The following is a 4,951-nucleotide window of genomic DNA, read 5'->3' as shown; positions in this document are numbered from 1 at the left end:
CGACTTTTACCGTCAACAAAATGAGAAACAGCTAAATAACGCATTCTAAGTCGAGCGTTGGATGTGGAATTAATCAAACTCGGAAAATCAAGCTTCATAAGGACTCCTTTTAAGAGTTCTCATTAGATCATGAAATTAACGGAATTGGTATTAGTGTTCAAATACTCGTGCCATACGACGTGTAAGTTAGGTTAACGATACTGTTCTGCGTTTCATTACCTGAAGCTATGCAAGCCTCACAACCCATCCTACATGCCCTGCGTTTGTAGGTGTTTGCTTTATCAAGCGAATGCGCTTCAGGTATTAGTGAACAGCCCTTCGCCTACAAAACCTGACTTCTGTTTTATCTGTGAATCTAGAGGATTGTTCTGATGTGTAATTAGGACTCCATCATGGATACTTCTGCTAAGAACGTTAGAGCCCTTAATAAGGCACTTCACGCTCTTGTTATGAATTGAGCTTAAACCACTCTCAATGGTAATGAGCGCATTGTTCGAAGCATTTCAAAGGTGGGGAAGCTGGCTAGATTCAGTTTGAAGGTGAGAATCGCTAGATTGCGAACCCAAAGTGGTACTGGAGGGATATATAAACTAAGAAATAGAGCACCCACGTATCCCTAGCTACACGTGCAGTGATGTTTATCATCCAACTGATTGTTAGGTTCTCTGGTTCTAGGCGTCGGTATCTTAGGGTGTTTACCTATCTCTCTTTGATTCTGATGTGTTTGTTGACTCGATATGAATTAGCTGCTTTGACAGGCTTGCTCTGAACATATTGATTTCTTGCTGGTTAGTTCAAGCTATGTTTTGGTTATTGCGACTAATATGAAACTAAGAAGAGTCATCACTGTTTGCTTTGTAAGAATAGCCCCCAAGTCACCGGCGGATAATTTTTTAATTATTTTAAGAAATAGACAAGGCCTTAAACCTAATGGGTAGAACTATGAAATTGAGTTTTAACTTTGAAGATGCGAGCCAGATCTTTGTGGGATCTTTCGCTTTGGCCGTGCCGATTTCTTTTTCAGAAGAGGCTTGGAAGTTAGGAGAGACCTTACCTACCGCTAATTTATTACTGCTATTTTTGCTGTCTGCGGTGTTTTTAGGTTTTTACACGTACGAGAGTGTCTTTCAAAAAGATGTCGTCGCTCGGTTGCCGGTGTTTATTTTCAGAATAGTTATTGCTTACGTCATGACTGCAATGGTCGTTGCTTTAGTGCTAACTTGTTTGGATAAACTCCCTTTATTAAGCGACCCAATTGTGTCTATCAAAAGGGTTATCGTTATTTCCATGCCAGCGTCGATGGGAGCTATCGTGGTGGATAGTTTCGATAAAGAGTGAGTCGTATGTTACTTCAATTTAAGCAGCCAATAGGGGCTTTCTAGAGCTTATTTGATTCTTTATTAAGTTGTCTTGTTTCCAGACTTAGTCATTGATTTGTTCAGCCGAGCTCTTCATCAATGACATAAATGGTAAGTATGTTATGAGTGACTCTTATTTAAATGTGTCGCTGTTGCTAGGCTAGGGATTCAAAGCGAATTAAAAAATGAAGCTTGGTAGCTTTGGAAGAATATGAAACTGTTAGTTACTGAATCGAAAAGGAATTAGAGAGGTGAAGGTACTTGCATGGAGAAATTCGGATCTTTAGATGCAAAAAAGCCGCATCAATGATGCGGCTTTTTTTAATTGGCTCCCCTTGCAAGACTTGAACTTGCGACATACGGATTAACAGTCCGCCGTTCTACCGACTGAACTAAAGGGGAATTGATGGTTTAGTCTCTAATCAAGAGAATGGTGCCGACTACCGGAATCGAACTGGTGACCTACTGATTACAAGTCAGTTGCTCTACCTACTGAGCTAAGTCGGCATCATGAATCAAAAAGCTTATGCTTGATGATTAACTTGGCTCCCCTTGCAAGACTTGAACTTGCGACATACGGATTAACAGTCCGCCGTTCTACCAACTGAACTAAAGGGGAATTATTCTTAAAGCTTTAAAGAAATGGTGCCGACTACCGGAATCGAACTGGTGACCTACTGATTACAAGTCAGTTGCTCTACCTACTGAGCTAAGTCGGCACATAATATTTCTTTGTGCTTTACTGTTGTTGTCTAAGACACCAACAAATAAATTGTGGTGCCCGGAGGCGGAATCGAACCACCGACACGAGGATTTTCAATCCTCTGCTCTACCGACTGAGCTATCCGGGCGACGAGGTGTATTAAACGTGTTTTCGCGTTCTGGGTCAACATTAAATTGCAAAAAAAGTATCGTTTGATGTTTTTCTATACTTAGTGGGTTGTTTTTGCTCATTTAGGGTGAAAAACCTAGGTCTAGCATGCTTTAAAAGATAGTAAAACTACGGTTAACTGGACTGAATGAGTGCCGAAATAAAAAAAGCACGTATGAAAACGTGCTTTCTTATCTAAAAACTTTCTATAGAGTTTAGTGTTTTATTTCAAACCGATTAACCCAGGCTTCTAATTCATTGGAAAGAGAGGCGAGAGTTTGTGTGCTGTTATGACTTTCAGTCACGACATTGCTCAGTTGGTTTCCACTCTCTTCGATCATATTGATACGCTTTGATATATCATCGCTCACCTGAGTCTGCTCAGCGGCCGCTGTAGCGATTTGATGGCTCATTGAGGAAATAGATTCTAATGCGACAACAATCTGTTGTAGTGCTTCTGAGGCGCTTTGAGACTCTGTTACGGTGCTCTCACTGGTCGCAGCACAAACTTCCATAGTGTGAATTGCGTTGCGTGAGCCTTCCTGAAGGTTATTAATCATTAACTGGATTTCTTTGGTGCTTGATTGTGTCCGGCCTGCAAGGTTACGAACCTCATCTGCTACCACCGCAAATCCACGACCTTGTTCGCCAGCTCGCGCCGCTTCAATGGCTGCGTTAAGTGCCAACAGGTTAGTTTGCTCCGCTATATCACCAATCACATCCAGTACTTTCGCAATGTTGTTTACATCGTTATCTAGGTTTGCGACAGCTTCGCTTGCTGTACCCAGTTGGCCCGCTAGGCCTTGAATGTTGTCTACTGTGTTATGAATGAGTTGCTGAGTATGTTGGCTCTGTTTATCTGCCTCATCGGTGTTGCGCGCAGTATCGCTAGCTGAATCTGCAACGTTGTTGGCTGAAGAGGCCATCTCGGTCATTGCTGTCGCGATCATCTCTGTTGATTGCTGTTGGGTTTCTGTCAGTTGTGCTATTGACCCTGCACGATCTTCTACGCGTTGCAGCTCGCCTCTTAACGCAAGCATTGAAGCGTCAAGGTTTGATACTAGTTTAGCCAATGACTTACTCATTTGTTGTACGGCGTGGTAAATACTGCCGTCTGTTGCTTGAGTTTCGAAAGAAGTTTGAATTCGACCTTGGGCTACGGCTTGTACCGCTTCTCTTACGTCTTTAGGCTCGCCACCAAGTAGAGCCAGCATTCGTTTGATAGATACGATTAAGCTAGAAAGAATAAGGCCAGCAATCACAACACAAAGAAATAGTTGCCATTGAGCGGTAGACCAAAAGCGTGCGTTAACTTCATTGAACCCGATACCTGTGCCGACAACCCAACCCCAATGTGGAGTTTTCTCTGCAATAGACAGTTTTTCTTCAATGGTTCCATCCGGTAGTTTTTGAGTCCAGGTGTACTCAATGATCTGGCCTGTACGATTACCAAGTACTCTTTGGATTAGCTGACCAACACTATTGCCATCGCCATCTTTAAAGTCGTTAAAGCTGGTTCCGTGTAGCTGAGGGTCTAATGGTGTTGCGACAAACGTCATATTCTCATCGGCGACGTAGACATATTCATTATCTTTATAGATGTTGTTACGTAGAAGGCGAGTCGCTAGTTGTTTAGCTTGCTCTTCTTCTAGTGTGCCATCAATCGCCATTTTCTCGACTTCAGTAAGGATGCTGTATGCACTCTTAAATAGCTCTGTCACGCGAGCTTTGTTGTCCATGTTGCTAGCGACTCTCAAAGTCCATAAACCAGTAGCAGTCAGGGCTAACAGGGCGATCAAGATGATGCCTGATAATAAGTAAGCTTGCGTTTTTAGTTTCATATTTCCCCGCGCAGCGATTCAATAATTAGTATTAGATATAATTCATCGAATCTTAATCTAAGTGCTGTAGGGCAGATATTAGAAAGATATCAAAACATGATAGAGATTAAATTTTCGAAGAAAAAAAAGCACCACGGAGGAGTTATCTTATTTTGATGTGACCGTTTAAGGGATTAAGGGGAATGACTTTTGTGAGGATCTGGTTCTGTTTGAATCGAGATACTTTGTAAAATTTAGAGTCAGTTGCTGTGATTGGAGTATTGGTAGGTATAACTTAATTGATAAAAACTGATTAAGAGTTAGTTTTGAGCTGAAGTGAATATCAAAGAGGCTTTGCTTTTGTTCAAGCGAAAAAAAAGCCAAGTCTTTCGACTTGGCTTTCTTGAATGTGGCTCCCCTTGCAAGACTTGAACTTGCGACATACGGATTAACAGTCCGCCGTTCTACCAACTGAACTAAAGGGGAATTACTTGTCTCAACATCAGGTCTATTAAAGACCATCATTTGTTAAGTACCAAATAATGGTGCCTCGAGGCGGAATCGAACCACCGACACGCGGATTTTCAATCCGCTGCTCTACCGACTGAGCTATCGAGGCAAAAGAATGGTGCCGACTACCGGAGTCGAACTGGTGACCTACTGATTACAAGTCAGTTGCTCTACCTACTGAGCTAAGTCGGCACACTAAATTCTTTGCTTGAAGAGTAAACTCTTCATTAGAACCTCATTTAAATGAAGCCCTTTAAAATGGCTCCCCCTGCGGGACTCGAACCTGCGACATACGGATTAACAGTCCGCCGTTCTACCAACTGAACTAAGGGGGAATTACTTGTCTCAACATCAGGTCTATTAAAGACCATTATTTGTTAAGTACCAAATAA

The 4,951-nt window shown here is 42.1% G+C and carries 2 protein-coding genes and 9 tRNA genes; 1 reads left to right on the top strand and 10 read right to left on the bottom strand.

Features of this window, described 5'->3' with window-relative positions; all coding sequences use genetic code 11:
• The first annotated feature begins 942 nt into the window (after positions 1-942).
• Positions 943-1,338, top strand: coding sequence for a DUF2391 family protein (locus tag BCT34_RS02625; RefSeq protein ID WP_076654782.1), 396 nt, complete (start codon positions 943-945; stop codon positions 1,336-1,338).
• Between the two features lie 346 nt (positions 1,339-1,684).
• On the opposite strand, the gene BCT34_RS02620 is transcribed toward BCT34_RS02625, so the two are convergent.
• From BCT34_RS02620 to BCT34_RS02575, 10 genes are all read right to left on the bottom strand, one after another.
• A tRNA-Asn gene (locus BCT34_RS02620) sits at positions 1,685-1,760 on the bottom strand.
• 29 nt (positions 1,761-1,789) lie between these two features.
• Positions 1,790-1,865: transfer RNA gene (locus BCT34_RS02615), tRNA-Thr, on the bottom strand.
• 36 nt (positions 1,866-1,901) lie between these two features.
• A tRNA-Asn gene (locus BCT34_RS02610) sits at positions 1,902-1,977 on the bottom strand.
• A 24-nt stretch (positions 1,978-2,001) separates the two neighbouring features.
• A tRNA-Thr gene (locus BCT34_RS02605) sits at positions 2,002-2,077 on the bottom strand.
• Between the two features lie 56 nt (positions 2,078-2,133).
• Positions 2,134-2,209: transfer RNA gene (locus tag BCT34_RS02600), tRNA-Phe, on the bottom strand.
• A gap of 235 nt (positions 2,210-2,444) precedes the next feature.
• Positions 2,445-4,070 carry a methyl-accepting chemotaxis protein gene (locus tag BCT34_RS02595; RefSeq protein ID WP_076654781.1) on the bottom strand — a complete coding sequence of 542 codons (1,626 nt, stop codon included), beginning with the start codon at positions 4,068-4,070 and terminating at the stop codon, positions 2,445-2,447.
• 389 nt (positions 4,071-4,459) lie between these two features.
• Positions 4,460-4,535 (bottom strand) — tRNA-Asn (locus tag BCT34_RS02590).
• A 57-nt stretch (positions 4,536-4,592) separates the two neighbouring features.
• A tRNA-Phe gene (locus BCT34_RS02585) sits at positions 4,593-4,668 on the bottom strand.
• A gap of 7 nt (positions 4,669-4,675) precedes the next feature.
• Positions 4,676-4,751: transfer RNA gene (locus BCT34_RS02580), tRNA-Thr, on the bottom strand.
• Positions 4,752-4,818: 67 nt separating this feature from the next.
• Positions 4,819-4,894, bottom strand: a tRNA-Asn gene (locus BCT34_RS02575).
• Positions 4,895-4,951: the final 57 nt, after the last annotated feature.

The sequence above is a fragment of the Vibrio sp. 10N.261.45.E2 genome (genome assembly GCF_002875705.1).
Classification (GTDB): Bacteria; Pseudomonadota; Gammaproteobacteria; order Enterobacterales; family Vibrionaceae; genus Vibrio.
The sequence above is the reverse complement of the archived record's forward strand: the minus strand, read 5'-3'. Positions and strand labels throughout refer to the sequence as shown.